The sequence below is a fragment of the Pseudomonas sp. NFIX49 genome (genome assembly GCF_900115915.1).
GTDB lineage: Bacteria > Pseudomonadota > Gammaproteobacteria > Pseudomonadales > Pseudomonadaceae > Aquipseudomonas > Aquipseudomonas pharyngis.
This window is the reverse complement of sequence record NZ_FOYE01000009.1, coordinates 168,564-193,160: the sequence shown is the minus strand read 5'-3', so window position 1 is coordinate 193,160 and position 24,597 is coordinate 168,564. Positions and strand designations below refer to the sequence as shown.

Sequence of the window (24,597 nt, the reverse complement as noted above, 5' to 3'; positions counted from 1 at the left end):
CCATGCCGTCAACAGGTGTTGGCGATTCTAGAGCAGCGATGCTGTTCGCGACTACCCGCAACACCCTGTAAATGCGGGCCAAACCATGAAAAGGACTTCATATGTGCACTATGACGCATTTTGCCGTGACTCACGAACCCGCCTTTGCCTTGAACACTCCAGCCTTCGAGACTGTTCCTGCAATCGAGTCTTGCGGTCAGGCACCGTTGTTTCAGGTAATCCCGGCGGGCAACGGCTTTTTCCATATCAGGGAAAAGTCGACGGGGCTTGTCAGAGGTTTCCGTGAGAATCACAACGCCGCTTGCGCCCTCGCCCGTTCACTTGAATCCCGGATCGAACTCCTGGCCAGCGAGCACCTCAGATAAAGAGAGATCGACCCCGCCATCTTTCAAGGAGCACACCATGGAACTGCCTGCCTACAACCTGACAACCCTGTTCGATCAATTAGGGCTGCCTTCGGAGGAAACGGCGATCGACGACTTCATCGAAGCCCATCCGCTGGATGCCGATACCAAGCTGATCGACGCCGACTTCTGGAGCCCACAACAGGCGCAAATGCTCAAGGAGTGGCTGCGGGCCGATGGCGAGGAAGCCATCATGGTCGATGAGCTGAATGTGCGCCTGCACCGGGGCAAGTAATCTTGATCAGTGCAGGCTGTCACCGGTTTCAGCGCTCAATTGCGCAAGCCATGCAGCCCTGCACTCTTCCGCCTCGTTACGACTTGCAAACGCAGTGCCCCGGCGTTCGCCATTGAGCAGCACCACCCAGCAGACACTTTGCCCCATCGCGCGCAGACCGGCGGGTACACCGGTGCCGATCATCACCGCGACATCGACTCTGCATTGCATGTTGACCTCCCAATTTCATTAGCAACCTAACTATGTGGGCATGTTAATGATTTGGATCAAGAGGAAACAGCAACTCCGCTGCACAGCTTAATTGCAGTTCCGGCAACAATGGCTCAGCGCGGCTTCTCCGGTTTATAGCCCAGACGCAACCCGCCCCAATGCCGGCCCTTGACCATGATCGGCACCGACAGGTCGTGCATCAGCTCTCCGGTATCGCGGGTGTAGGTCTGCAACAGCACCGGTTGCTGATGGCTGCCGCAGCGGATGCCGGTGCGGTCGGCGAATTTGCGTTTGGTGCGATTGTTCACGGTATCGACCTGCACATCCCCGGTCAGTGGCTGGCTGAACACCTGATTGTGGGTCGGCACGTAACCCTGCTGCGTGCAAGCGATGGCGAACACCAGGCCTTCGTGGCGCGGCAGTAACGGTTCCTGGATGGCCGGCAGCACCTGATCGGTGTAGCGATCAAAACGAGTCTGGAACTTGGCGGGCTGGGTGTCTGGAATCGGCTGATACTGACGGTCGAACAGGTCCTCAAGACTGATGCGTCCCTGCTCGACATCGGCCTCGAACCGCGCGGCAATCTGACTGGCCCCTTCGCGGGCAAGATCGTAGATGCGCTGGTGATAGTCATCCAGCCCGACTTCTGCCAGACGTTCGCTGATGGTTTCCGCCTGCTTTTCCATCTGCACTGCGGCCTCGGCCAGACGCCGGGTCTGTTGGTCGCTGATCGCAAGATCGCTGCGCATCTGTTCGATGGCGGTGAACAGACTGTCGAGCTGTTCACGATTGGTTTCCGCGCCTCGGGCGATTTCGCCAACCTGGGTTTCCACCCCGGCCGCCAGTCGCGCAATGTTTGCCAGGTGCTGACCGGTGTGTTCGACTTGCTCGACACCCATGTGCAAATCGTCGGAGAGCTGCCGAATCTGTTCCACCACCTGCGCCGTGCGTTGCTGGATGTCGGCGACCATCTCGCCCACTTCGCCAGTGGCCGTCGCGGTACGCGCCGCCAAGCCGCGTACCTCGTCCGCGACCACTGCAAATCCACGACCGTGCTCGCCGGCCCGGGCCGCTTCGATGGCGGCGTTCAATGCCAGAAGGTTGGTCTGGCTGGCGATGGATTGAATCACCAACGTCACGCGCTGAATGTCGTCACTGCGCTGGCTCAAAGCTTCGATCAGTTCGCGGCTGGCATTGGCACGCTGGCTGAGCTGATGCATGCGCGAAATGGAATCCACCAGCTCGGTGCGCCCCGCCGCGCTGCTGTGATGGGCTTCGCTGGCAGCGCCCAAGGCTTCACGGCTGAGCTGCGAAGTGGCCTGCTCAGTGGCGATCATGACTTGAGCGTTGTTGACTATCTGCGCGGCGGCGTCGAGTTGCGATTGCAGCTTGCCGGCCAATTCCTTGACGGAAAATGCCACGCCGGCGGCTGACAGCGCGTTATGGCTGGTGGTGTAGGAAAGATCGCGAGTCAGCTCGGACATCGCGTTGCTGCTGTCGACCGGTTGCGCATCGGGGACCGCCCGGGAACGCAGGCGCGGCAGCCAGACGATCAGCACCGCCAGCGGCATGCCAATGTACAAGGGCCATTCGCCCAGGCTCATTCCGGCCAGCAACAGCATCAGAGCGATGCTTTGCAGGGTCGGCGTCAGCCAGCGATTCTTCGGCAAAACAACTGGTGCAGGCAGAGCCGCAACCAGAGATCCATCTCTCGTCATTTTGTTACCCCACGCTTGTTCTCATTGTTGTGACTGCATTAAACGCCACTACAACGCCATTATCCATGGTCCGTTAGTCGTGGGTCTGTGGCAGGTCAATGGAATGGCGGGGAGACTTTCCGGCAGACGAGAAAAAGCAAAGATCGCAGCCTTTTGCAGTTCCCGGAGGAGCTGCAAAAGGCTGCGATCTTTTCGCGACGACCCGCATTGAAGGGGTCGCCTCAGGAATCAGGCCTGACGCTGGTGCTTGTCGATCTGCTCGTGACGCTCTTGAGCTTCGATGCAGTACTTGGTGGTCGGGCTGATCAGCAGGCGTTTCAGGCCGATCGGCTCGCCGCTGTCGTCGCACCAGCCGAAGCTGTCTTCCTTGATACGCTCAAGGGCCTGCTCGAGTTGCGGCAGCATGCGCTGGTCGCGATCGATCGCGTTTACCAGCCAGGTGCGCTCTTCTTCCACCGATGCGGCGTCCGCCGGGTCAGCCGGGGTGTCCAGGCTTTCGATGGCAATACGGTTCTGCTCAATGCGCTCATGGGTTTCGACTTTCATGTTCTGCAACAGCTCTTGAAAGAAAGCGTGTTGCTCGGCATTCATGTAGTCATCTGCCGGCATGGCCAGCAACTTGTCCTTTGTCATTGATATCTCTATAAAAAACGTGCATTAAGGCGAATTAGGGAGCGTTCCGGCGAACCGCCTGCGGTCATCGGAAAGGCATCGTTTATTGCAAACGCCACCCGGCACTCAATTTACGAAGGGGCGGCAGTCTAAGGCCCGTTTGAGGCCTCAGCAACTGTAAATACCGGGAATTTGTCCGACAAGGCCCGGAAACTGCTCTGACACAGGCTTCACAGCGCTCATCGGAGTGCGTTTATAGCAAGAAATTCAGTCGAGCGGATGTATATAGAAGACAAACGTCGGACGAGCGGCGCTTTGTCGCAATTCGTTACGGTCGGTCACCGCAAAACCCACCCCCTCGCAAAGACTGACAAATCCCCCCAACCTCGGCTACGTTATGCCCTCCCCGGTTCGACTAGAAGGAACGCGTCATGAAACTGATCGGCATGCTGGACTCCCCTTACGTGCGCCGCGTGGCGATCTCTGCCAAATGCCTGGGGGTCGAACTGGAACACGACCCGGTCTCGGTGTTCCGCCACTTCGAACGTTTCCAGCAGATCAACCCGGTGGTCAAGGCGCCGACCCTGGTCCTTGATGACGGCGAAGTGCTGATCGACTCGACCCTGATCCTCGACTACCTCGAAGCCCTGTCCGGCAAAACCCTGCTGCCCACCGACCTGACCCAACGGGTCAAAGCCCTGCGCCTGATCGGCCTCGGTCTTGCCGCCTGCGAAAAAGCCGTGCAGCTCTACTACGAACGCAACCTGCGCCCGGCCGACATTCAATACCAGCCGTGGGTCGAACGCGTCGAAGGCCAACTCGCCGCCGCCTTCACCGCCCTCGAACACGAACTCGAAAAACACCCGCTGCCCACCGACGGCCCTCTCCAACAGGACGGCATCACCCTCGCCGTCGCCTGGAGCTTCACCGGCCTCGTCGTCCCCGACCAGATCGACGCTCAATGTTTCCCGCGCATCGCCCAATACACCGCGTACGCCGAAAGCACCCAGGCGTTCATCGACACCCCGATGACCTGACCATGAGCGCCACCGAAACCGCCGCCCCGGCCCTCAAAGAAATCTTCAACGCCGAACGCCTGCAACACATCGCCACAGAAATGAGCGCCGTGTACCCGGCGTTCAAGGCCAAGGCATTTCTCAAGCACGCCAACGACGGCCTCGCCGACCTCTCCGTCATGCAACGCATGGCCCGCGTCAGCGAAAGCCTGCACGCGGTGCTGCCGCTGGATTACGCAGATTCCCTCGCTGTGCTGCGCGAACTTGCCCCACGCCTGAACAGCGGCTTCGTCAGCATGTGCCTGCCGCACTACGTCGCGTGCTACGGCGCGCACGCGTTCGACACATCAATGGAAGCCCTGAAGTACTTCACCACCTTCGGCTCCTCCGAATTCGCCATCCGCCACTTCCTGCGCAGCGACCTGGAACGCTCGCTGGAACTGATGCACGACTGGACCCGAGACGAAAACCACCACGTCCGAAGACTAGCCAGCGAAGGCAGCCGCCCTCGCCTGCCGTGGTCGTTTCGGCTGGAACCGGTGCAGGCGGATCCGCTGTTGGCTGCCGGGATTCTCGACCGGTTGAAGGCGGATGAAAGTTTGTACGTGCGCAAGTCCGTGGCGAATCATTTGAATGATGTAACCAAGGAGCATCCGGAATGGGTGCTGGATACGGTTGAGGGGTGGTCACTGGAGAACAGGCACACGGCGTGGATTGCCAGACATGCGTTGCGGAGTTTGATCAAACAGGGGAATTCGCGGGCGCTCACGGTTATAGGCGCAGGGGCGAAGGCTGAGGTTGAATTGCTGGATGTGAAAGTGGAGCCGGCGGTTGTGCGGCTTGGGGATACGATTACATTGTCGTTTACCGTGCGGTCGTTGGTGCCGGTGGAACAGCGGTTGGTGATTGATTATGCGATTGACTATGTGAAGGCGAATGGCGGGACTTCGGCGAAGGTTTTCAAGTTGAAGACGTTGGAGCTGGAGGGGTTTGGGAGTGCGGTTGTGGCGCGGCGACAGGTGATTAAGGATTTCACTACGAGGAAGCATTATGCGGGGGTGCATGCGGTACATGTGGTGATTAATGGGGAGCGGCTGGGGAGTACGGCCGTCAATATCATCACTCGATAAACTTTAAAAGCACTTTATTTATCAAGTAAGAAATCGCAAGTGGAGGGGAAATCTGGCATGCCGGCTTTCTCGGAAAATAGCAAAAAGTCCCGGACAGTGGTCCCGAAGCCTATAGCTTGACAAAAAATATCCATAAACAATACCAAGCACTACTAAAGAGGAACGAATCATGCTCGAACATGTAAGCATTGAGGATCTGAATAAATTTGAAGGTTCCCTTCCAAACCACTCAAAGATTGAAGGCGCACTATCCTCGCTAGGCGGCCCTGGATGGGAGGGCTTTGGCTTTAAGGTCAAAGTACTGAAAGAGCTAGGTTATGACGTCGATGCGAAAGATAACACTGACGCAATGAAAATCAGGGCTTACAACACAGTAGCTGACGCGTTCAACAAGCTTGGTCCAAAAATCACCGCGAAAAAGCTTCTAGCAGAGTTAGGCATTAACTAACATTCCACTAAACAAAATACTACAAGGGACAAAATACTACAGGGGACAGATTTATTTTCGAGAGATAGGTCTGTCCTCTCCCTACTAAAAGGCCGGCTTCAGATGGGATTGAAGGTCAAACTATCAAGATCAATCTCGGCGTAACACCCAACATCTCCCTTGTAAAGCGAGACTCTGGAAACTTCCAGCTCGGACTGTAAAAATTCGACAAGTGCTCTAAGGTTCTCGTTTTTAGACATTGACGTAGGACGCACTACCGTCGCCTGACCGGGTTCGTCATCGTAAACCCTAATCAGAAACACATTCTCTTCGTTCTGTACATCGTATTTGTAACCACGGTATTCATACCCAAGATCATGGTCAACATCATCAAAGCGAGTAGATTTCACGATTTTCAAAACAGCATCCAGTATCCAGGTTCCATAAAGGAAAAATGGGAAGGGAATTATTTTTTAAAACTTGCCCTCTCATCCCCAATATCCAAGAATTACCAACTGCCATACGGAATGCCGTACTTCTCGATGTAGCGCTTGGACTTCTCACTGACTGGATACGCGTAACGTCCTTCGTTCTTCCCCTGCTCCGGGCCCAGTGGTTCGATCTCACCTTGCATTCGGGCCACTTTGATCGGGCGTCGACACGAATCTCTCACCCAAACCTGTACCACTCCACCTGGTGCCAGCCCTAAATAAACCGAGGCCATGAACCGCGCAGTTTTCTCCGGTGTTTCAGGGCAGCGCTGGCTTGTGGACTTCACCATTATTTGTCTGGCCTCTTCCGGTATATCCACCCATGCCTGCCAGGTTTTCTGTTCCACAATTGATTGCCAGCGAACGTAGATACGAACTGGTAAGTCAGCACCTACAACGCGTTTTCCGCTACCGCCCACGCCTGTCCAACCACGGGCAGACTCGGTTCCATCGTCAGGCTCTCCGCCTGCTGCTGTTCCTCCACCTGTTCTGAAGAAGACTTTGCCCGTAATGTCTTGCACAGAGCTGTCTTCCACCCAAACCTTCATGTAATTCGGTTCAGTGAAAGCTAATTCCCACCATTCAGACTTGGGGTCATTTTTTGCTGACAGTGGGTCAGCAGACTGACAACCGGTCATGAACAACGCGCAGAGCAGGGTGACAAGGAATTTCATTACCAGAGTGTCCAGTCAGGTACGTGAGGATGTTGCACGCGAATCGAGTCTGCCGTTGGAGCGTTAATGTAGACGGCTCTGATACCACTTCCATCTCTTCGCCCAAGGGGATGATTCCAGTTTGCGGACGTGTGAATGTACTTCAGTTTCAGTAATTGTTCTTCTTGCGGGGTGGTGCTGTAGTCACCGCTCAGAAACCGATCGCACAGCGCTTACAGCTCTGAGGGAACAGCCAAGGCAGCGGTCCCGGGAACATCGTTGAAGCGAACACCTTTTTCTTTTGCCAAGTGATGCATCACTCGCAGGTAAACCCTGGACAGCATGCCGCTGACAGGTCGCTTGAGCTGGACGGCCGCATAAATACGTTTCGCACGTGGACTGAGTCTATCTCGCAGGTTACTCGGTATAGGAGCCGCATCAGGCGTGACGATTTCGAGCATTTCTGCTGGCCATCCTTTGCCAATCCACTGTTCTCTGGCCGCTACCGCATCACGGTAAATAGAGGTCGTGGTGACATCAGTACTCTGAGACACATCGAGGGTTTGCATAGGACTTACGAGCACATTTTCCTGTGCATCTTCGAGATAACCACCGCCAAGATCGGAATGAACACCCGGCAGAGTGATTTCCGTATGGTCTGGCTTGACGCGGCTGAGGGCGAAATTGGCGCGGCACTCGTCGCGAGCGGTTAGCTGGACGACATCACTGAAGAAACGACGATCAAGGTACAACTTGATACCCGTTGCGACGGGGCTTTTGATATTGCCCAGATTGGACCATCCGGCGATTGACGGCACTGTGTCAAACAGGCCAATGAAGCCCATGTTGATACTGCTTTTGTACTGAGCATTGAAAGTTGAACTGAGGTCATTGGCATTGCTGCGCAAAACTTCACCGAGAGGCCCTTGTTCGCCACGCACGACTTCATTTGCAAAATGTCGAGCAGCAGCGGCGCCACGACTAAAGCCGAATGCATCGAACGTCAGAGAGGTGATTTCACAATTCGGATGTTCATCCAGCACATCTTCAATGCGCGATTTAATCTCTGCGAACGAAAGCTGAACACGACCTGCAACCCCCGTTTCACCTCGACCAGTACCAGCCCCAAGCGTGCTGTCCTCCATGCCTGAGCGGGTACCGATCCCCTCGACATATACCATGCGAAAGGCTTGCTTCTGCGAACCCTCCCCTTCGGCTTTCTGAGGTGCGCAGTACAAGTCACTCAGTTTCTGCACATTGCTGGTGTCATTACCGTAGCTGCTGTCCGGATCTTTCATGAACGGCTTGCAACTGGCATCAATATCTTGAGCAGCAATGGGATGATGGGCACCGCAAAGTAAACCCGCAGCAGCGTTATTGGCATTATTCCCCGTCCCATCGAAGAACACTCCGATCCGCAGGGCTATGCCAATTTTTTCACGTGCCGATGCCGGTTCCTTCCCGTGTTTCTCATATTCAGCCCAACGCTGGGCATGAATATCGACGGGGTCGGTTCCTTTGTTGCGATAGTTTTTAGGCGGGTTGGGAATGTAGCCACTCAATCCTTGATTCCTTCTTCTGATCCTTGAAGAACGGGCCGAAGGGTGACAGCGGAAATCGGGGGGCGCAAGGCGTGGCCGCGTGCCAGCACTTGGCGCTCTTTCTCCCTGCCTGCAATGGTGGCGCCGAGCCACGAATGATAAGGTTCAGCCTCAAAACCAGGGACGACACCTCGTGCACAAACAATGTCTGGCAGCAGCAGTAACCTTCGCCATCAGTTTTTCCGCTCTTGCCTCTCCCGTACCGCAGGAAGAGCTCGAAGAGTGCCAACGAATAGAAAACTCGGCCAAACAGGTCATGAAAACCAGGCAGCAAGGCGTGCCCATGGCTTCGGTGTTGGAACTGGCCGAAGCGGCAGGTAAGCAGAACGAGTATGTGGGTGAGGTGTTCAAGTCGTTGATTCGCGAGGCGTACGAGATTCCTCAATACTCAAGCGAGAGTTTGCAACAGAAAGCGATCAGCGATTTCCATTCCAATTTCTACAAGGCTTGCATCGTGACAGCGGAAAAGAGAGCAAACGCCAACGGCTGAGCTCAAACAAACAAAAAAGGGAGCAGATTCAGGTAATGAATCTGCTCCCTTTTTCTGAAGGACAGCCTTAAGTCTTCAGTTCGACGTTATCCAACGCCTGATTCACCGCCAATTCTCCGAGCATCACAATCTGCGCAATCCCTATCGCGGTCTTACGGTGAGCGGGCTCCAGCGTGGCCGCAAAGTTGTTCAGCATTTCGCTGGCCGAGCCTAGGGATTCGCTGGCATTGGCGAGCAGTGATTCGGTGTCATACGCCGGATTGGCCAGGTACATCGGATCGTGTTTGTGATGACTCCCCATGACCCGTTGTTGCGGAGTGAGGTAATGATCGAGCGCGCGTTCGGCGGCTTCGTTGAGGGTTCGGGAGTCGGGGAATTTGTAGGGTGAAACCGGATCGGTTTCCGGGGGATTCGGTGTTGGTTTGATCATGGTGAAACTCCTGATTTTCAATAGGAGCTACCAGCATCACTTGCAGATGATGGGTGGCAGCCATGTGCGGGTCTGCAAGACCGGGAAACCAGGCACCCGGCAGACCCGAGGGTCTCCCGCACAAAGCCGCCATTGAGCGGACGCAAACAAGCGTCCTTTTGGCAGGCTGTGCGACTGGTTTTCCGGCGGGCTTGCAGACCCGATCACTGATGGGCAGTGACGGGAATCAAGTTACGGTCGGAGGTCCAGACGCACAAGCCGGCGGATTCTGTCTTAGGTGTAGGGGACGGCGCAAGGCGCTGTGGGCATCCGGGCGTGGCTGCAGGACTGATTTAAACAACCAATGCGCACCGCGTTTAACTCCGGGCAGAAGCCGGACTGTCACCCAGGCCGGCCCCCTCGTCACAAAAGCACATTTCAGTTTCCTGGCCAAAAAGCCCCATCACCTTCGCCAGCAGTAAAAGCCGCCCCTTCAATGTGATAAACCTGCGGCTCCTCCGAAAAATACCCCTCCAATCCCAGCATAAAGACCCTGTGGTCTTCCCCTGCTTCAAACTGCGTGTGAGCCTCAAGCGACTCCCACCGCACGATCAAATTGAGCCGCTCCGGCGTTTCAATCCCCTGCGCAAGCATGTGCCCGCCATACCCATTCGCACGGCGGAGCAAAGGCGCAACCTCGGCAAATGCACCTCTGAACTCATCAACGCGTTCTGCATGAACAGGCAGCAAAGCGATCTCATAAATCATGATGCATCCTCCACAGAACCCGAACGAAGCGCCGGCACGACCGCAATCGCAATCTTCCCTTGAAGACCGTTATTGGGACTTTCCAACCGAGCATGGGCCAGCGCAATCTCCGCAAGCGAATACACCGCGCCAACATGTGGCCGCAGTTGACCGTGTTCCACCAGGGCACTCAATTCATCGAGCTTGCCGCGGTTCTGGCGGGTGAACACGAAGTGATAGCTAGCGTTCTTGCCCCAGGCCTGAACCAGGTTTTGTGGCTGGGCGATGTCGACAATCGAAACCACGCGGCCAAGTTGCGCGAGGGCGTCGGGGCTGCGAGAGAGGGTGTCGCCGCCGATGGTGTCGAACACCACGTCCACTCCGAGGCCATTGGTTTCTCGCAGGATGGCGTCGACGTAGTCTTCCTTTTCGTAGTCGATGATCACATCGGCGCCCATGCGACGGACGAACTCGGCGTTTGCTTCACGCGCGGTGGTGAACACTTTGGCGCCCATCGCTTTAGCGAGCTGGATGGCGACGTGTCCGACGCCTCCCGCGCCGCCGTGGATCAGAATGCTCTCCCCCACTCTGAGCGCTGCCCGCACGACCAGGGCTTCCCACGCCGTCCCGCCGACCAGGCTCAAGCTGGCAGCTTCGAGGTGGCTCAGCGAGGAAGGTTTTTTGCCGATGATGCTGGCGGACGCCACGTGGTACTCGGCATAACTGCCGGGGCCGTCGAAGATTTGCGGCGTGTACCAGACTTCGTCGCCCGGTGCGAAAGCCGTCACGCCGGGGCCAACCGCTTCGACTACGCCGGAGACGTCATGTCCGGTGATGGCCGGCAGTTGCACCAGATCCTGATAGTCGCCGCGTCGGACTTGATAATCCAATGGGTTGATCGAGGTCGCGTGTACCCGGACCAGCACTTGCCCCGCTTCCGGCACGGGTTTGGGTACGTCGCAGAGTTCGAACGATTCAGGGTTGCCAAATGATTCAAGCAGCATCGCTTTCATGGTGAATCCTCGTATCGACAATAAGGGATATCGAGATATCTCGATATCATGCGGTAAATTTTTTTACAGCTCTTTCCCTATGACCTCGGCCAAGGCGCTGATGTTGGCTTCATTGCGCTTGTAGTAGGTCCACTGACCGATGCGCCTGACTTCAACCAGGCCCACGCGCTGCAGCGTTGCAAGATAACCGGACACCGTTGACTGCGAGAGTCCGATTCCCTCTTGAATACTGCTCACACACACGCCCACCGTGTGAACGTCGCCCTCGTCCTGCGGGGGGAAGTTCTTTACGGGGTCCTTCAAGCCTTTCAGGATTTCAAGCCGTACCGGGTTTGAGAGTGCTTTGAATACTTCGATCAGGTCCATGCCGCGAGAATATCGAGATTATTCGATATGTCAATACGCTGATTGACCAGCGGAAAACGAACCGCTGGCCGGATCATCGTGAAGATGTCCTCACTTCGTGCCGCTAGCCAGATGATGAGCAACCAATGCGTTCGCATGCCCGTGACCCATGCCGTGTTCGGTCTTGAGCCATGTGACCAGTTCCATGTGTTTTTTGTCGGTGATGCTGGCGAGCAGATTCAGCCAGTGGTCGATGGGTTGGCCGTACTTCTTTTCGATTGAAGGAAAGTAGGATGCCGGGCCTTTTACTTTTGCGTCTTCGCTCATGCTGCAAGCTCCCTGTTTGCGATGGAATGTCATGACCTCAAAGATTGAAGGCCATGACGTTTACGCAGTCCAGTACAAGCAGGCTGATACGTCAGGGAACGACCATCGGCGGCACACTTTTTTGCAACCCGGTTGATTCAACACCAGAGCGCGACACCGTCTCCGGCACCGCCACCCAAAGCAGCACCAGCGCCGCCATCGCCACCCCCGCCAAGGTCAGGAACGCAGCGCTGTACCCCGCCTCCTGAACCACAATCCCAGCCAGGCTGTTGCTCAACGCCGCACCCAGACCGAACACCGTTGAAATCGCCCCGAGGCTGACATTGAAATGCCCGGTCCCCAGCGTCAGGTCTTTCACCACCACCGGAAACAGCGCGCCGAAAATCCCCGCGCCGATGCCATCGAGCAACTGCACCGAAACCAGCCACCACGGATCGTTCGACAGCACATACAGCACACCGCGCAACGGCAAAATTAGAAACCCCGCCAGCAGCAATGGCTTGCGCCCCCACAGATCGGCCTTCGCCCCCACCAGCAGCGCGACCGGCACCATCACCAGTTGTGCCGCGACGATGCAGGCGGACGTGAGCGGTGTGGCCATCTGCAGATTGGCCTGCGCCAGCTTCTGGCTCACCAGCGGCAACATCGCCGCGTTCGCCAGATGAAACAGCGCGCAGCAAATCGCAAACATCAGCAGCGGGCGGTTGGTGAGCAACAAGGAAAAGCCCGAAGGCTGCTTGCCCTGCCCCGCTTCGCTGGGGGAAAGACCTCGGGCGAGATCGTGGTCAATGGCGTCGGCCGATACGAACGAGACAGCAATCACACTGGCCAGCGCCATGACCGCCATCAAATAAAACACCGCAACCGGACCAAACAGGTACGCGGACAAACCGGCCAACAACGCGGCGCAGGCGTTGCCGGCGTGGTTGAAGGTTTCGTTGCGCCCGGTTCTTCGCGTGAAGGCACGAGGCCCGGTAATCCCGAGGGTGATCGCGCAAATGGCCGGCGCGAAAATCGAAGCGGCAGCAGCGCTGATGGCCTGCGTCAGCGCCACCAAGCTGAACGATGTCACGAACGGCAGCAACAGGCAGCTTCCGGTGACCACCAGCGCGGCAATCGCTATCAGCGCCCGTTTGAAGCGTGTGCTGTCGACCAGCGCGCCTGCCGGGGTCTGGGTGATGAGCGCGGCGATCCCGGCAATAGACATCACCAGACCAATGCTCGCCGGCTCCCAGTGGTGAACCGCCAGCAGGTAAATCGCGAGATAAGGACCGAGCCCGTCACGCACGTCGGCGAGAAAGAAATTCAGACTGTCGAGGGACAGGTTATTGCGGCGATCGAGGTGAGTGGCCACGGGAAACGTCTTCGTTGTCGAGGTTCTGCGAAATGACTCAACCTCCGCAAATCGAATGACCTTTCGCCGGGCGTTTTAGTTGCATGAAACAGCCGTCTTTACTGGCCCATCAACAACTCGCGCTCGCCTTCGCAAAGCCCCACCACGTAATCCCAAACCACCCGCAACCGTACCGACTTGTGCAACTCGCGCCGCGTGCTGATCCAGTAACTGCGCTCGATGCTCTCATCCGGTAAAAGCGCCACCAGATCCGGATCCGACGCCGCCATGTAACAAGGAAGAACGGCAATGCCGAGACCTGAGCGCGCCGCCTGCTGCTGGGCGATCACGCTGGTGCTGTGAAATACCACCCGTGGGTTGCGGCAGAAGCTGTTGAGAAACATCAGCTCCTGACTGAACAGCAGATCATCGACATAGCCGATCCACGCATGCCGGCCAAGATCCTCGCGGCTGCGCAATGGCGGCGCGTTGTCCAGGTAGGCGCGGCTGGCATAGAGCGCAAGCCGGTAATCGGTGAGTTTACGGGTGACCAGCATGTCTGCCGCCGGCCGCTCCAGGTGAATGCTGATTTCCGCCTCGCGGTTGAGGATGCTGACGAAGCGCGGCACCGCCACCAGTTCCACTTCCAGCCCAGGATAGCGTTCGAACAACCCGATCATGCGGCTGGCCAAAAACATGATGCCCAGCCCCTCCGTCACGCCAACGCGAATCTTGCCCAACGGTGCGGTGGATTGAGTGATTTCCTCCTGAGCCAGCAGAGCGACGTTCTCCATGGCTTCGGCATGCTTGAGCAGCGCCTCCCCCGCCGGAGTCATTTCGTAGCCCTGGGCATGCTGGACGAACAACGCGGTGCCGAGGCTTTTTTCGATGGCCTCGATATGCCGGGCGACGGTGGCGTGCGTGGTGTTCAGGCGACGGGCGGCGGTGAGCAGTCGGCCGCTGCGCTGCAACTCAAGAAAGAACCGCAGATCGTTCCAGTCGAACATGGCTTGTCCTTGTCGGCTATCGTCAGGGAGCGCTGTTTGAAAACGCACAGCGGCTGCGCAAAAACTAACATTCTTTTGACGAAAGCTAACAACTAGGATGACCGACAACAAAAACAATAAGCGAGGTCAGGGAATGCAGACGTCCCTTGATGAATTCGATTACATCGTGGTCGGCGCCGGGCCGGCCGGGTGTTTGCTGGCCAATCGGCTGTCGGCCGATCCACAGCAGCGCGTGCTGTTGCTGGAGGCTGGCGGGCGCGACAACTATCCGTGGATTCACATCCCCGTGGGTTACCTGTTCTGCATCGGCAACCCGCGCACCGACTGGTGCTTCAAGACCGAAGAACAACCGGGCCTCAACGGCCGCGCGCTGAGTTATCCGCGCGGCAAGGTGCTGGGCGGCTGTTCGTCGATCAACGGCATGATCTACATGCGCGGCCAGGCCAACGACTACGACGGCTGGGCTGCCGAGGGCAATCCGGGCTGGGCCTGGAATGACGTGCTGCCGCTGTTCAAACAGAGCGAAAACCACTTTGCCGGCGCGGCGGACTTTCATGGCGACAAGGGTGAATGGCGCGTTGAACGCCAGCGCCTGTCGTGGCCGATTCTCGATGCATTCCGCAGCGCTGCCGAACAGAGCGGCATCGCCAGCATCGATGACTTCAACCAGGGCGACAACGAGGGTTGCGGCTACTTTCAGGTAAATCAGAAAGCCGGGGTGCGCTGGAATGCGGCGAAGGCGTTTCTGAAGCCGATTCGCGATCGGGCCAATCTCACGGTATTGACCGAAGTCGAAGTGGATCGAGTGTTGTTCGAGGACGGTCGCGCCTCGAAAGTCAGTGCCCGTTGGCAGGGTCAACAAAAGAGCTTCAAGGCGCGCAAGGAGATCGTGTTGTGCGCCGGCTCCGTGGGCTCGCCGAGCATTCTGCAACGCTCCGGAATCGGGCCGCGCCCGCTGCTGGAAAAGCTCGGCATCGGTGTGGTGCATGAACTGCCGGGCGTCGGCGGCAACCTGCAGGATCACCTGCAACTGCGGCTTATCTACCAACTGGAAAACGCCCGCACCCTCAACCAGATCGCCGGCAGCGTGTGGGGCAAGATGGGCATGGGCCTGCGTTACCTGTACGACCGCAGCGGGCCGTTGTCGATGGCGCCGAGTCAGCTGGGCGCATTTGCCCGCTCCGGGCCGGAACAGACTTCGGCCAACCTCGAATATCACGTGCAGCCGCTGTCGCTGGAGCGTTTTGGCGAGCCGCTGCACAGCTTCCCCGCATTCACCGCGTCGGTGTGTGATTTGCGGCCGCAGAGCCGGGGCCGAATCGAAATCCGCGCCGCCGATCCGCAAACCGCGCCGCTGATCCAGCCCAACTACCTCAGCCATCCCGAAGACCTGCGCGTGGCCGCCGACGCGATTCGCCTGACCCGGCGCATCGTCAGCGCCCCCGCCCTGCAAGCCTTCAATCCGGTGGAATACCTGCCCGGCGCCAGCCTGCAAACCGAAGAACAACTGCACGAAGCGGCGGCGAAGATCGGCACGACGATTTTCCACCCGGTCGGCACTTGTCGCATGGGTAACGACGCGGAAGCGGTGGTCGATGCGCAATTGCGCGTGCACGGCGTACCGGGGCTGCGGATTGCCGATGCGTCGATCATGCCGCGCATTACCTCGGGCAACACCTGTTCGCCTACGCTGATGATTGCTGAAAAAGCGGCACAGCTGATTCTCACCCCAACCGCCCGGAGTTTTCCCGCCGAAGAAAAAGCACTGACCGCACTCTCTTGACCAAAGGAACAGCGGCGCACGCCCACAAGGTCGGCGCCGACAGTGGAAACAACAAAAACAATCACTGTGAGGGATACCGATATGTCAGAACACGTTCAGCCTCTGGACGCCGTGCGCAGCGCGGACGCCAGCCCCGATACCCGAAAGGTCATCTTCGCCTCGTCCCTGGGGACGGTGTTCGAGTGGTATGACTTCTTCCTCTACGGCGCCCTGGCGGCGGTCATCAGCAAGCAGTTTTTCGCCGGGGTCAACGACACCACGGCGTTCATCTTCGCGCTCATGGCGTTTGCCGCAGGCTTCATCGTGCGGCCGTTCGGGGCGCTGGTGTTTGGTCGGTTGGGGGACATGATCGGGCGCAAATACACCTTCCTCGCAACCATCATCCTGATGGGCGTGGCGACGTTCGCCGTGGGCCTGCTGCCGACCTACGCCAGCATCGGCATCGCCGCACCGATCATTCTGGTGATACTGCGCATGCTTCAGGGCCTTGCCCTCGGCGGCGAATACGGCGGCGCCGCGACTTACGTGGCCGAACACGCGCCGATCGGCAAGCGCGGGTTCCACACCAGCTGGATTCAATCCACCGCGACCCTTGGTCTCCTGCTGTCGCTGCTGGTGGTGCTCGGTTGCCGCTACTTCACCGGCGATCAATTCGAAGTCTGGGGCTGGCGTATTCCGTTCCTGCTGTCGATCGTGCTGCTGGGCATTTCCACCTGGATTCGCCTGAGCCTGCACGAATCGCCGGCCTATCTGAAAATGAAAGAGGAAGGCAAGGCCAGCAAGGCGCCGATCCGCGAATCCTTCGGCAAATGGGAAAACCTCAAGGTCGTGCTGATCGCCCTGTTCAGTATCAACGCCGGGCAAGCGGTGACCTTCTACGCCGCGCAGTTCTACGTGCTGTTCTTCCTCACCCAGTTCCTGAAAATGGACCCCGCGGTGGCCAACAGTCTGCTGATCATCAGCGTGGTGATCGGCGCGCCGTTCTTCATCATTTTCGGCTGGCTGTCGGACAAGGTCGGGCGCAAACCGGTGCTGATGCTTGGCTTGCTGCTGGCCACCGCGCTGTACTTCCCGATCTTCAAATCCCTGGCCCACTACGCCAACCCGGCCATCGACCACGCCAGCCGACAGGCACCAATCACCGTGGTGGCGGATCCGGCGACCTGCACCTTCCAGTTCGATCCGGTGGGCAAGGCCAAATTCGACAGCCCGTGCGACAAGGTCAAAACCTTCCTGGTCAAACAAGGCCTACCCTACTCCAGCGTCGCCGCGCCGGCGGGCAGCACGGTGCAAGTGAGCGTCGGCGATGTGAAACTCGACGGCTTCGACGAAGCCGCCCTGCGAGGCGCCATCACTCTGGCCGGCTACCCGCAACAGGCCGACATGCAGCAAATCAACAAACCGATGATCGTGGCCCTGATCGTCGGCCTGATCATCATCTCGGCCATGTGCTACGGTCCGCTCGCCGCGCTGATGGTCGAACTGTTCCCGACCCGCATCCGCTACACCTCGATGTCCCTGCCGTATCACATCGGCAACGGCTGGTTCGGCGGATTCCTGCCAACCGTGTCGTTTGCGCTGGTGGTGTACACCGGGGATATTTTTTACGGGCTGTGGTACCCGGTGCTGATTACCGGAGTGAGCCTGGTGGTGGGGATGATCTGTCTGCGTGAGACGAAGAATATCGATCTGGACAAGAACTGATTGATATTCGTGTGGCGGGGGCGCAATGCCCTCGCCACCCTGCTGGATCTCAGACCTCCGCGTCCAGCAACTCAAACTTCACCTGATCGGGATAAAACGCCACGTAATCCTTGATCTGGCTGACCGAAATCTTCGGATTTTCGTACGTCCACACCGCATTCGCCCCTTCATGCCCCGGCACTTGCAGACTGAAATAGTTGGCATCGCCCTTGTACGGGCAGTAGGTGGTGTGGTCGGTGCGGGCGAAGTATTTTTCGTCGATATCTTCGCGCGGGATGTAGTAGACGGGCGGGTAATTGGCTTCGAGCAGCACCAGGGCTCGGGCCGAGGCGGCGACCTGTATGCCGTGGAATTTTACAAGCAGGCAGCCAGGCTGCTCGGCGACGGTGATGACGGGACTGGGACCGGACGTTTTCATCGGTTTCTCCTGACGGCGGCGAAGGCACCGGTTCAGGTATAACCCATGCGGGGGAATCTCGTCGGATTCGCAGCCGAACGGTTTTTCTCCGATCAGATATGACCGCCGCTTGCGGAGGCGGCGGATTCTGGTTTCATATCACGCCCAAAACGCCCACCGACAGGAGTCATCATGCGCAAGGATTACCTGGCTTTTTTCATCTCGCTGTTCCTGTCACGGCTGGCGGATCAGATCCTGTTGTTCATCGTGCCGCTGGTGGTGTTCCAGACCACCAACAGCGCGTCCTGGGCGGGGCTCGCATTTTTCGTCGAGTCGCTGCCGCGTTTTCTCGCGTTTCCACTGTGTGGGGCCCTGTGCGACAAGTTCTCGCCCATCAGGATTCTGCACATCAGTCAGGTCTACCGGGCGCTGCTCTGCGTGTTGGCGGTTGGGCTTTATGCAGTCTTCGGCGGTATCGCGTGGCTTGTGGTGCTGTCTGCGCTGTGCGGCGTGCTGACTACTCAGGGCATCATGGCCCGCGAAGTGCTGATGCCGCATATTTTCCAGCACTACAGCTACACCAAAACCCTTTCCTACTCGCAGATAGCCGACCAGACCGGACTGGTTCTGGGACCCTTGGTGGCGGCATTGCTGCTGGAGGTTTCGGCCTGGCACTGGGTGGTGCTGTGGGTGGCCGGGCTGTTCCTGCTGGCCGACCTGAGCATGCTGGTGTGGCAACGTTTCAGTCGTATCACCCTCGAGGTGTTTGAGCAGCATCAGGACATCTGGCTGCAGCCTCTGCGCATCGCGTTCAGGCATATCCGCGAACTGGCGGAGCTGAAAAAGATCATCACCCTGGCGATCGGGGTCAACCTGATTGTCGGGGTCACCCTGGCCACTTCGGCGGCCATGGTGCTCGGTCAATACAGCGCCGGCAAGGACGACTACGCCGTGCTGCAAGCGGCTGGCGCGGTGACCACCATCGTGATTCTGTTTTTCCTCGCCCGGGTGGTATTGCCGTTGCGCGTATTGGGTGGCGTTGCCTATTCGATGCTCGCCGCCGGCGCCTTCATCAGCGCCCTGAGCCCGAACCTGGCGGGTTATGTGCTGGGTTTCCTGTTGATCGTCGGCTTCGACAAGATGTTCAACGTTTATATGCGCAGCATTCGCCAGCGAGTCATTCCCCCTCAGGACTTCGGCAAGACCGTGGGCGTGATCACCCTGCTCAACAACTTGTCACAACCGCTCGCGGGACTGCTTGTTGCGCTGCTCGCCGCGCCTTTGGGGGCACAACGTGTGATCCTGATCCTGGCTGTGCTGGCGACGCTGCTGGGCGTTGCGGCTCTCTGGTGGTTTGCCAGAGTACGTAATACATCCGCCGCTTCGATCCTCGAAACCGAGCAGTAACCGATTTCAATGTCGTAGAGCGATGTCCGAAAACAAAAAAACCGCAGCCTGCGAAGGACTGCGGTTTTTTCGTTTCAGATTTTCCGTTTTCAGATCAGGCGACGATATCGGTCGCCACGGCCTGCCCCACCACACCCACGGCGAAGTCCACCGAACCCTGGCCTGTCAGGTCGATCATCAGGCTGGTCTGGTTGGTCTGTTCGAAGTAAGTGAGGATCGCATCGCCCGCGTGGCCGGTGAAGCCGCTGACGAAGTTCAGCGTGGCTGCGCCGGTGGCGAACCCGGCGATGCCCGACAGGTCGATCTTGTCCAGGCCACTGGTGAAATCCATGATCCAGTCCGGCGCGGTCAAGGTCGAGTCACTGACCGCGCCGAACACGAAGGTGTCCGCGCCCTCACCGCCCCACAGCGAATCACCGCCGCCACCGCCGTAAATGATGTCGTTACCGGCGCCACCGATCAGGTCGTTGGCCGCCGCGTTGCCGATCAGCAAATCATTGCCCGAACCGCCAATGGCGTTTTCCACGGTCACGCCGTGAGCGATGGACACGTTGCCCACCAGACCGCCGACATCGGAGAACGAGCCTTCATTGAGGTTGATCTTCTGGTTCTGGCTGAAGCCGGAGAAATCCAGGGTGTCGTTACCACCGCCATCCCACACCGAGAACACCACTTTGGAGGTGTTCTCGGTGGCGCTGTAGAAGTCGCGATCAGCGTTGGAGTTGAAGCCGTACACGGTGTTGTCGGCACGGGTTTCGAAGTTGGCGCCGTAGAGTTTCTGCACGGCGACGATGTCGTCCATCAACGGTGCCGAGGCGTAGGCGCCGCTGCCGTCCTTGCTGAAGTTCTGGTCGGTGTTGGCTTCGCTCCAGTAGCTCATCAGGCTGTAGCCACGGGTGTCTTCGGCGTACTTGGCGTCACCGTAGGTCGGGTTGCCGTTGCCGGCGTTGTAGGCGCCCGGGTGCGACAGGCCGAGGGTGTGGCCGATTTCGTGGGTCAGGGTCTGACGCCCGTAGTTGTTGGTGTCCGGGGTCTTGTTGACCTGGTACTGATCGTTGATCAGGTACCACGACTGACCGTCGTAGCTGCTGCCCTGCGGCAGGTAGGCAAACGCCGCGCCGCCAGTGCTGACGTCGTAGTTGCCGAAAGTCATGTGGCCGTCACCGCCCTTGCCTTCAGTGAAGGTCACGTTGGCCACGTCCGACCACGATTGCATCGCCAGCACGGCCTGGGCCTTTTGCTGGGCGCTGAACTCGCTGAAGTTGCCGAGTTTCGGATTGTAGTTGGACGGTTTGTCGGTCAGGAAGGTGTAGGTCAGGTCAATCTTGCCGTCGGCATTCTTGTCCTGCCACGACATGCCCTTGCGCAGGATTTCGTCGGCGGCCTGGTCGGCGGTGAACGACGGTTTGCCGTTTACGGTACCGGTGCCGCGATCGTACAGGTGGCTGAAGGTGTCGACGGCGGTGAAGGCGCTGCTGGCCTGGGAGGAAGGTTGAGACATGGTGTACGTCCTTGTTTCTGAAAAGTCAGTGTCAGACAGAAAAGCGGCGATCTTCTGGCGAGATCGTCCTGTCACTCGCCCTGTCAGGCAGATTGACCCTGCCACAGCCGCCAACGGGGGCGCTAATCAATTTCTCGATAGCGTCCGGATTACCCTGGCGACGGCTGTCATGACCGGCAATCTTTTTATCTGTATATCCATACAGATAAAAGTTGCCCGTTCGCCCGAGTCAGGCCATCCTGTGCGCCTCTTCGGGCAATGATCGACGACGGTGGTTATGCGGCTGTACCTCTGTGAAAAACCTTCCCAGGCCAAGGACATTGCGGCCGTGCTCGGCGCAAAGCGTCGGGGCGACGGCTGCTGGCTGGGAACGGACGTCACGGTGACCTGGTGCATCGGCCACTTGCTGGAAACCGCGCCGCCGGACGCCTACGACGCCAAATACAAGCGCTGGGTGCTGGCCGACCTGCCGATCATCCCGGACAAATGGAAAATGACCGTAAAGCCGCGTACCGCCAGCCAGTACAAGGCGGTCAAGCGCCTGCTCGGCGAGGCCAGCGAACTGATCATCGCCACCGACGCCGACCGCGAGGGCGAAATGATCGCCCGGGAGCTGGTGGAGCATTGCCGCTATCGCGGGCCGATCCGCCGCTTGTGGCTGTCGGCGCTGGACGAAGCCTCGATTCGCAAGGCGCTGGCGGCGCTCAAACCGGGCGCTGAAACCTTCAGCCTGTATCATTCGGCATTGGGGCGCTCCCGGGCGGACTGGCTGATCGGGATGAACATGAGTCGCCTGTTCACCCTGCTCGGGCGGCAATCAGGCTATCAAGGTGTACTGCCGGTGGGCCGGGTGCAGACGCCGACGTTGCGGCTGGTGGTGGATCGCGACCGCAGCATCGCCGATTTCGTGCCGGTCGCGTATTGGGCCATCGATGTGCAACTGCTGCACAACGGCACGCCGTTCACGGCGCAATGGCGGGCGCCGGGCGATGCCTGTGACGATCAGGATCGCTGCCTCAATCAGGCCCTCGCCCAGCAAGCGGCCGCCGCAATCGGCAGCGCTGCCAGTGCCCGGGTGGTCAAACTGCGTACCGAGCGCATGCGCGAAGTGGCGCCCCTGCCCTTCGACCTCGGCACCTTGCAGGAAGTCTGCTCGAAGAAGCTCGGCCTCGGTGCCCAGGAGACCCTCGACATCGCCCAGGCTCTCTACGAAACCTACAAAGTCATCACCTACCCGCGCAGCGATTGCGGCTACCTGCCCCTGAGCCAGCACAGCGAGGCGCCAGGGATTCTTGCGGCGCTGCGTCAGGCCGACCCGAGCCTCGAAGCGCTGCGCGAGCATCTGGAGCCACAGCGCCGCTCCCGCGCCTGGAACGACGCCAAGGTCAGCGCCCACCACGGCATCATTCCGACCGCTGCCGCGAAAAACCTGGAGCGTCTGACCGGCAAGCACCGCGCGGTCTACACGCTGGTTCGCGCGCGGTATCTGGCGCAGTTCCTGCCCAATCACGAATACGACCGCACCCAGGCCGATTTCGATTGCGCCGGGGAAACCTTGCGCGCGGTCGGCAAGCAGATCATCGAGCCGGGCTGGAAACGCGCGTTGCCCGAAGCGCTGGCCCCGGCCAGGGGGCGTGAAGCCCCCGCGCCACAGACGCTACCGACACTGACCCAAGGCGCCGAGTGCGCCGTGGCGGACGTGAAGCTCAAGGACCTGTGGACGCAACCGCCCAAGCCCTACACCGAAGGCGACCTGATCAAGGCCATGAAGAACGTCGCCAAACTGGTGGAAGATCCGCTGCTCAAGCAGAAACTCAAGGACACCACCGGCATCGGCACCGAGGCCACCCGCGCCTCGATCATTCAAGGGTTGCTGGATCGCGGTTATCTGGTGAAGAACGGCAAGGCGCTGTCCGCCACGCCCGCCGCCTTCAGCCTGATCGACGCCGTACCGCGGGCGATTGCCGACCCCGGCACCACAGGGATCTGGGAGCAGGCGCTGGACATGGTGCAGAGCGGCGAAATGAGTCTGGAGGTATTCGTCACCAAACAGGCCGCGTGGATGAGCAAGCAAGTGACCCGCTGCGCCGGGCTGAGCCTGACCATCAGCGGCCCGCCACCTGCCGGCAAGGCCGCTGCGCCATGGAAGAACAAACGCAAGACCACTCGGCGCAAAACCACCGGAACCGGCAAACGCTCGGCGAAACCGGCGGCCAAATAGCCCGCTGCGCGCTACTGTTTCAACAGTGATGGTCAGGAGGCAGCGGCATGTCTGTCATCGAACTGCGCGTCGCCCGACGCGACGAACTGGACACCCTCGAAAACCTGATGCAGTTCTACACCTATGACTTCAGCGAGTGGCTGCCGCTGAAGCTCGGCGGGCATGGTTTCTTCCCGATCCAGTTGAAAGACAATTACTGGCGCCAGCCGGCGACGCGGCCATTCCTGATCCACGTCGACGGCGAACTGGCGGGGTTCGTGACCGTGGATGACCACCTTCTCATCGAAGGCGCCGACTACAACATCGGCTATTTATTCGTCAGCCGGCGCTGGCGTGGCCAAGGCGTCGCGCAGTTTGTCGCCTCTGCCCTCTTGAGCCACCTGCCCGGTCGATGGCAGATTTTCCATGTCGACGCAAACCTGCCTGCACAGCGGTTCTGGGCCCGGTTCATCCCCGAGCTGAGCGGCGGCGACTTTACCCGCCAGACCAAAACCGTGGACGGCTATCCCTGTACGTTCTACTGCCTGCGCAGCCTTTCTCCCGCTGTCTGAAGACCTCTTTTTTCATTCCAGAATGACTTTGTCCGACAATATGTAGTGACCAAAAATAATCACTACAAAACCGTTGACGGCATCGTTTTGCTTTTGCATGATGCAGACGTCTCCCCGATCGGGAGCATTGGCAACACGCTTGAGCAAGCTCGTCTGACCGCCGAGCTGTTTTTTCCGGATACACGCTGCCCACAAGGCAGATTGAAGAAGCTGACCTGGCCTGAACGTCCAGTACAAGGACGAGAAGCGCTGGCGAAAATTCTCAAGACGCTTGTGGTCGACCCTGAAAACGTCGTCAAGGAGCCTCCCGGTTTTCGCTGCTTCTCCTCGTTGTGACGCTTTTGCGTAGCAGTTATTCAACACGACTACATGCAACAGACGCATGACCCCGTACTTCATACGGGCGACCGCTGACGTCCTGGTTTCGGTGCCAGGGATCAACTAACCGATGGGCTACCTGTATTAGCGAATCAACTTTGAAAGATCACCAGACTGGTCAAGGGGCAATATCATGAATCTGAACAATCAACCTACTATCGAAGAACTGGCTCGTATGTTCGCGGCGCAAAAAGACAGCCACGACAGCCATATTCTGTGGATCAGCAAGTCGGGTCAGGTCCATATCGACTGCCTGTCGCCCCATGCTGGTGAAGAAGAGTTCGACCGGAACAACCAGAACCTGCTGGCCCGCCTGAAGATGTACCGCCGCGGCCACGGCTATGTCGGCAAGAAAGCCGCGGCCGACAAGGACTTCATCGGTAATGTTCTGCAGACGCTGAAACAGGCGTGGGACTCGATGCAGAACAACAACGAAGTTCGGGTGATTGATCGGTTCTGCTAAGTTAAAACTTCAATAAAAAAGGGC

27 protein-coding genes and 1 pseudogene are annotated in these 24,597 nt (G+C 58.6%); 12 read left to right on the top strand and 16 right to left on the bottom strand.

What is annotated here, in order from left to right; genetic code table 11:
* The first annotated feature begins 101 nt into the window (after positions 1-101).
* Positions 102-365 carry a hypothetical protein gene (locus tag BMZ46_RS29630; RefSeq protein WP_074688706.1) on the top strand — a complete coding sequence of 88 codons (264 nt, stop codon included), beginning with the start codon at positions 102-104 and terminating at the stop codon, positions 363-365.
* Between the two features lie 37 nt (positions 366-402).
* Positions 403-639: a DUF2789 family protein gene (locus tag BMZ46_RS24785; protein ID WP_039767041.1), complete on the top strand. Its 237-nt coding sequence runs from the start codon at positions 403-405 to the stop codon at positions 637-639.
* Between the two features lie 6 nt (positions 640-645).
* On the opposite strand, the gene BMZ46_RS24780 is transcribed toward BMZ46_RS24785, so the two are convergent.
* The 3 genes from BMZ46_RS24780 to BMZ46_RS24770 form a co-directional block, all read right to left on the bottom strand.
* On the bottom strand, positions 646-849 hold the full coding sequence (locus tag BMZ46_RS24780; RefSeq protein ID WP_074688708.1) for a hypothetical protein: 204 nt from the start codon (positions 847-849) through the stop codon (positions 646-648).
* A gap of 113 nt (positions 850-962) precedes the next feature.
* On the bottom strand, positions 963-2,186 hold the full coding sequence (locus tag BMZ46_RS24775; RefSeq protein ID WP_371855585.1) for a methyl-accepting chemotaxis protein: 1,224 nt from the start codon (positions 2,184-2,186) through the stop codon (positions 963-965).
* 609 nt (positions 2,187-2,795) lie between these two features.
* On the bottom strand, positions 2,796-3,200 hold the full coding sequence (locus BMZ46_RS24770) for a TraR/DksA family transcriptional regulator (protein ID WP_039767046.1): 405 nt from the start codon (positions 3,198-3,200) through the stop codon (positions 2,796-2,798).
* A 410-nt stretch (positions 3,201-3,610) separates the two neighbouring features.
* On the opposite strand from BMZ46_RS24770, the gene BMZ46_RS24765 reads away from it, so the two are divergent.
* The 3 genes from BMZ46_RS24765 (at position 3,611) to BMZ46_RS24755 (ending at position 5,773) form a co-directional block, all read left to right on the top strand.
* Positions 3,611-4,216: a glutathione S-transferase gene (locus BMZ46_RS24765; RefSeq protein ID WP_039767049.1), complete on the top strand. Its 606-nt coding sequence runs from the start codon at positions 3,611-3,613 to the stop codon at positions 4,214-4,216.
* A 2-nt stretch (positions 4,217-4,218) separates the two neighbouring features.
* A complete protein-coding gene (locus BMZ46_RS24760; protein WP_074688712.1) occupies positions 4,219-5,325 on the top strand; it encodes a DNA alkylation repair protein in 1,107 nt (368 codons plus the stop codon).
* Positions 5,326-5,494: 169 nt separating this feature from the next.
* Positions 5,495-5,773, top strand: a complete 279-nt coding sequence (locus BMZ46_RS24755) for a hypothetical protein (RefSeq protein ID WP_074688714.1) — start codon at positions 5,495-5,497, stop codon at positions 5,771-5,773.
* Between the two features lie 98 nt (positions 5,774-5,871).
* Here BMZ46_RS24755 and BMZ46_RS24750 read toward each other — a convergent pair whose 3' ends face one another.
* The 3 genes and pseudogenes from BMZ46_RS24750 to BMZ46_RS24740 all read right to left on the bottom strand — a co-directional run bounded on the left by BMZ46_RS24750 (position 5,872) and on the right by BMZ46_RS24740 (position 8,458).
* Positions 5,872-6,162, bottom strand: coding sequence for a hypothetical protein (locus BMZ46_RS24750; protein ID WP_254778412.1), 291 nt, complete (start codon positions 6,160-6,162; stop codon positions 5,872-5,874).
* 98 nt (positions 6,163-6,260) lie between these two features.
* Positions 6,261-6,917, bottom strand: a complete 657-nt coding sequence (locus BMZ46_RS24745) for a DUF2931 family protein (RefSeq protein ID WP_074688718.1) — start codon at positions 6,915-6,917, stop codon at positions 6,261-6,263.
* Positions 6,917-8,458: pseudogene (locus BMZ46_RS24740) on the bottom strand (phospholipase effector Tle1 domain-containing protein). Before BMZ46_RS24740 ends, BMZ46_RS24745 begins: the two are co-directional and overlap by 1 nt.
* A 172-nt stretch (positions 8,459-8,630) precedes the next feature.
* On the opposite strand from BMZ46_RS24740, the gene BMZ46_RS24735 reads away from it, so the two are divergent.
* Positions 8,631-8,987 carry a hypothetical protein gene (locus tag BMZ46_RS24735; RefSeq protein WP_039767675.1) on the top strand — a complete coding sequence of 119 codons (357 nt, stop codon included), beginning with the start codon at positions 8,631-8,633 and terminating at the stop codon, positions 8,985-8,987.
* Positions 8,988-9,054: 67 nt separating this feature from the next.
* On the opposite strand, the gene BMZ46_RS24730 is transcribed toward BMZ46_RS24735, so the two are convergent.
* From BMZ46_RS24730 to BMZ46_RS24700, 7 genes are all read right to left on the bottom strand, one after another.
* Positions 9,055-9,417: a DUF6124 family protein gene (locus BMZ46_RS24730; protein WP_074688720.1), complete on the bottom strand. Its 363-nt coding sequence runs from the start codon at positions 9,415-9,417 to the stop codon at positions 9,055-9,057.
* A gap of 417 nt (positions 9,418-9,834) precedes the next feature.
* Positions 9,835-10,164 (bottom strand): antibiotic biosynthesis monooxygenase family protein, encoded by a 330-nt coding sequence (locus BMZ46_RS24725; RefSeq protein ID WP_074688722.1) that lies wholly within the window; start codon positions 10,162-10,164, stop codon positions 9,835-9,837.
* Positions 10,161-11,156, bottom strand: a complete 996-nt coding sequence (locus BMZ46_RS24720) for a zinc-dependent alcohol dehydrogenase family protein (RefSeq protein WP_074688724.1) — start codon at positions 11,154-11,156, stop codon at positions 10,161-10,163. Before BMZ46_RS24720 ends, BMZ46_RS24725 begins: the two co-directional genes overlap by 4 nt.
* Positions 11,157-11,219: 63 nt before the next feature.
* A complete protein-coding gene (locus tag BMZ46_RS24715) occupies positions 11,220-11,522 on the bottom strand; it encodes an ArsR/SmtB family transcription factor (protein WP_007950555.1) in 303 nt (100 codons plus the stop codon).
* Positions 11,523-11,612: 90 nt separating this feature from the next.
* On the bottom strand, positions 11,613-11,828 hold the full coding sequence (locus BMZ46_RS24710) for a DUF4287 domain-containing protein (RefSeq protein ID WP_074688726.1): 216 nt from the start codon (positions 11,826-11,828) through the stop codon (positions 11,613-11,615).
* A gap of 91 nt (positions 11,829-11,919) precedes the next feature.
* Positions 11,920-13,182 carry an MFS transporter gene (locus BMZ46_RS24705; RefSeq protein WP_074688728.1) on the bottom strand — a complete coding sequence of 421 codons (1,263 nt, stop codon included), beginning with the start codon at positions 13,180-13,182 and terminating at the stop codon, positions 11,920-11,922.
* Between the two features lie 98 nt (positions 13,183-13,280).
* The gene (locus BMZ46_RS24700) at positions 13,281-14,168 is read right to left on the bottom strand and encodes a LysR family transcriptional regulator (RefSeq protein ID WP_039767081.1); all 888 of its coding nucleotides are present in this window, start codon (positions 14,166-14,168) and stop codon (positions 13,281-13,283) included.
* Positions 14,169-14,301: 133 nt separating this feature from the next.
* On the opposite strand from BMZ46_RS24700, the gene BMZ46_RS24695 reads away from it, so the two are divergent.
* On the top strand, positions 14,302-15,951 hold the full coding sequence (locus tag BMZ46_RS24695) for a GMC family oxidoreductase (RefSeq protein ID WP_074688732.1): 1,650 nt from the start codon (positions 14,302-14,304) through the stop codon (positions 15,949-15,951).
* An 81-nt stretch (positions 15,952-16,032) separates the two neighbouring features.
* Positions 16,033-17,655: an MFS transporter gene (locus tag BMZ46_RS24690; RefSeq protein WP_039767085.1), complete on the top strand. Its 1,623-nt coding sequence runs from the start codon at positions 16,033-16,035 to the stop codon at positions 17,653-17,655.
* Positions 17,656-17,704: 49 nt separating this feature from the next.
* On the opposite strand, the gene BMZ46_RS24685 is transcribed toward BMZ46_RS24690, so the two are convergent.
* Positions 17,705-18,073 (bottom strand): DUF427 domain-containing protein, encoded by a 369-nt coding sequence (locus BMZ46_RS24685; protein WP_074688734.1) that lies wholly within the window; start codon positions 18,071-18,073, stop codon positions 17,705-17,707.
* Positions 18,074-18,244: 171 nt separating this feature from the next.
* On the opposite strand from BMZ46_RS24685, the gene BMZ46_RS24680 reads away from it, so the two are divergent.
* Positions 18,245-19,459 carry an MFS transporter gene (locus BMZ46_RS24680; protein WP_039767090.1) on the top strand — a complete coding sequence of 405 codons (1,215 nt, stop codon included), beginning with the start codon at positions 18,245-18,247 and terminating at the stop codon, positions 19,457-19,459.
* A 94-nt stretch (positions 19,460-19,553) separates the two neighbouring features.
* Here BMZ46_RS24680 and BMZ46_RS24675 read toward each other — a convergent pair whose 3' ends face one another.
* Positions 19,554-20,960, bottom strand: coding sequence for a serralysin family metalloprotease (locus tag BMZ46_RS24675; protein WP_039767092.1), 1,407 nt, complete (start codon positions 20,958-20,960; stop codon positions 19,554-19,556).
* Between the two features lie 277 nt (positions 20,961-21,237).
* On the opposite strand from BMZ46_RS24675, the gene BMZ46_RS24665 reads away from it, so the two are divergent.
* Positions 21,238-23,181: a DNA topoisomerase III gene (locus BMZ46_RS24665; RefSeq protein ID WP_074688738.1), complete on the top strand. Its 1,944-nt coding sequence runs from the start codon at positions 21,238-21,240 to the stop codon at positions 23,179-23,181.
* 47 nt (positions 23,182-23,228) lie between these two features.
* Positions 23,229-23,732 carry a GNAT family N-acetyltransferase gene (locus BMZ46_RS24660; protein WP_074688740.1) on the top strand — a complete coding sequence of 168 codons (504 nt, stop codon included), beginning with the start codon at positions 23,229-23,231 and terminating at the stop codon, positions 23,730-23,732.
* Between the two features lie 12 nt (positions 23,733-23,744).
* Here BMZ46_RS24660 and BMZ46_RS24655 read toward each other — a convergent pair whose 3' ends face one another.
* Complete coding sequence (locus BMZ46_RS24655) at positions 23,745-24,116, bottom strand: hypothetical protein (RefSeq protein WP_134333907.1); 372 nt, start codon at positions 24,114-24,116, stop codon at positions 23,745-23,747.
* Between the two features lie 127 nt (positions 24,117-24,243).
* On the opposite strand from BMZ46_RS24655, the gene BMZ46_RS24650 reads away from it, so the two are divergent.
* Positions 24,244-24,573, top strand: a complete 330-nt coding sequence (locus tag BMZ46_RS24650; RefSeq protein WP_011334739.1) for a hypothetical protein — start codon at positions 24,244-24,246, stop codon at positions 24,571-24,573.
* The last annotated feature ends 24 nt before the right edge of the window (positions 24,574-24,597 follow it).